Source organism: Psychrobacter sp. TWP2-1-2, from assembly GCF_049896785.1.
Classification (GTDB): domain Bacteria; phylum Pseudomonadota; class Gammaproteobacteria; order Pseudomonadales; family Moraxellaceae; genus Psychrobacter.
The window spans coordinates 1-2,669 of record NZ_JAFCVA010000041.1 but is presented as its reverse complement, the minus strand read 5'-3'; the positions used below and the strand labels follow the sequence as shown (position 1 = coordinate 2,669).

The following is a 2,669-nucleotide window of genomic DNA, read 5'->3' as shown; positions in this document are numbered from 1 at the left end:
TGGATCTTATAACAAGTCTGCCATAAACATAAAGACACTTGAGGGTAAGAGTGTTCAATTTGATACGAGTTCTGTAACTGATCAAATACTGCCCCCGTTACTCAACCTTCATTAGTCAACACGTTTTGATAATAGCCATCTAACTATTTATAAAGCAGCGTCCCTACTCTAAGCACCCTATCACTGCACTATACCCAAAACATAAAACCTCTAAACAATAACTTATCTATCATTAGACTTGTTTATATTATTAAATGATAGTAATATCTTACTATTATCAATGAACATTAACTATTAAGTCCAATTGATAGGGGTGGCGTTATGACTGTTCGTATTTATGTGAGAGCCAGTACTAAGGATCAAGACGCTAAGAGAGCCTTGTCTGACTTGATTAGCTTTAGCCAAAGCTATGATGATAACCATGTTGAGTACGTAGAGCATTTCAGTGGTACTAAGCTTGATAGACCAGCACTCACTCTGTTACTCAATGATGCTGAAGAAGGCGATATTCTGCTGGTTGAAAGCGTGGATAGATTAAGCAGGCTATCTCAAGATGACTTTGCGATTTTAAAGCAGCGTATCAAAGATAGGGGGTTACGGTTGGTGGTGGCTGATCTACCAACCACGCATACAGTGAGTAATGGCATGACAGGTGAGATCCTAACAGTGATTAACCATATGCTTATCGATTTGTTAGCAACGATGGCAAAGCTTGATAACGACAAGCGTAGAGAGCGTATCAAGCAGGGATTGGCTAACAGTGGCTATAAGCCCACTGGTAAGAAGCCTAATACAACGAAACACAATCGTATTAGAGAGTTGGCCAGTCAAAACAATATGACAAAAGAGGAGATCGCTAAGGCGGTTGGTGTTGGGGTAGCTACGGTTTATCGGGTATTAAGGCAGGGCTGATAGCTGTGGTATCTTAATTATTGGACTAAAATCTGTAGTTATAATTCAAATTAATGTCACTCAGCATGTTTTATAGTCTTTTTTAATTAAAGACTTTTCTTATGATTAACAGGCTAATTTAAATCATAACTTATACCGTCATAACAAATCAGTGGACTTAACAATAGCTCAGCAACACTTTAAACATTCGTTGTACAGACAGCCCAATTGTGTCTCTCTATATTAGATATATCAGCTTGAAGCTTAATAACTGCTGATAGCCCATTCATCAATAAAAAAAATAAAAGATGAATGAGCATGGTCTTGGTATAAATACATTGACTCACAAACTCATAAATGGAAAAGGAAAACCATAATGGACAATCAAAATGTGAACGAACAAAGTATGGATGAACAGTACAAAAACAATCAAAAAACGGATAATGATATGAATAACCAGACACTAAAAGGCGAATGGAACCAACTCAAAGGTTCAGTAAAACAAAAGTGGGCAGATTTAACAGATGATGATCTCACCCATATCGAAGGTGATCGTGACAAGCTGGTTGGACGTATCCAAGAGCGTTATGGTCATTCAAAAGAAGATGCTGAACGGGATGTAGATGAGTGGCGTAACCAAAATAAATATTGATTATTGTATTTTCAATAATCATACCCTGAAAATATAAAAAGCCCGTGACTATGGTCACGGGCTTTTTTAGTCAGTCTAGTTAGGTCTCCGACAATTCTGGGGCGGTTCAATCCTTCTTTCGATTAGGTTCGCCAAAATATTGTAACGTTTATAATTGATGTATCTTTTTGATAAGTATTGATGTGGGGTAATAAACTGTTACACAGAATGTGGGACAGGTTCCGTAGTACTCGTAGATGACGCTCTTGATAATTGGCGTATCAAGAGGCATTAAACGTAAAATTGAAACCGACTGTCAGTATCTGGTAGTAAGGTCTAAGTAGTACCTTGTGAACTGTGATGTGTTCGGGGCATAAGTAGTAAAAAAAGCGTCTACCCGCAACGCATGACAGACACTACAGTATGTTTTCAACCCCCTGTTGTGTAGGTAAGGGGTCTGACACTCGCCCAATCGGTTCCAATAGGGGGTTCTATTCATTTATGACTGAACGAATAGAGAATTATAAATTTAGTGGTCTACAAATCTTATTCAACAAGGTTAATTTGCCAGTTATTGGCTTGAATGACAATATTAATTTTGCGTAGTTTCATCGCCAGGTCATCGGCTTGCTTTTGTAGGCCAGCTACTGAGACCATAATATTCCATTTAATTTCACGATGACTATAACGATCTGCCTCAGTGTCGGTCGCTTCAATTGCTTCAATTAATAGTTTGTGGCGCATCTCCAACGCCTCGCGTTCAACCAATAGCGTCAGCATTGATTGATCTTTATCCGTCTTAGCAACTGCATTGGTACGGTGAATACGCTCAATCAAAGCAGATAACTCAGTAATGACTTGACTAGCCTCAATCATTAGCTGATTTGGATCTTCATTTGGCGTATCACCTTCTTGAACTTTAGCATTACTACGAATACGTCCTTTAATTTGAGCAAGTTTTTTTTGCATATCGCTACGAATAAGTAGGGCTTCTGCGAGTTTCATTTTTAGCTCCTTTTAACACCTTATTAGGGCGTGTCCTCATTTTAAAAATGGCGATAAAAATGAGATAAATTGCAGTCAAACAAGGAAAATAGCGCAGATAATATCGAGATATTAGTCAGCTATTTGACGCCGTTTGGCAAGA

3 protein-coding genes are annotated in these 2,669 nt (G+C 38.3%); 2 read left to right on the top strand and 1 reads right to left on the bottom strand.

What is annotated here, in order from left to right:
* Window positions 1-321 precede the first annotated feature (321 nt).
* On the top strand, window positions 322-912 hold the full coding sequence (locus ACP7AE_RS14125; protein WP_426138831.1) for a recombinase family protein: 591 nt from the start codon (window positions 322-324) through the stop codon (window positions 910-912).
* A 355-nt stretch (window positions 913-1,267) separates the two neighbouring features.
* Window positions 1,268-1,543 carry a CsbD family protein gene (locus ACP7AE_RS14120; protein WP_426138830.1) on the top strand — a complete coding sequence of 92 codons (276 nt, stop codon included), beginning with the start codon at window positions 1,268-1,270 and terminating at the stop codon, window positions 1,541-1,543.
* A gap of 525 nt (window positions 1,544-2,068) precedes the next feature.
* Here the strand turns inward: ACP7AE_RS14120 and ACP7AE_RS14115 are convergent.
* The gene (locus ACP7AE_RS14115; RefSeq protein ID WP_426138829.1) at window positions 2,069-2,527 is read right to left on the bottom strand and encodes a DIP1984 family protein; all 459 of its coding nucleotides are present in this window, start codon (window positions 2,525-2,527) and stop codon (window positions 2,069-2,071) included.
* Window positions 2,528-2,669: the final 142 nt, after the last annotated feature.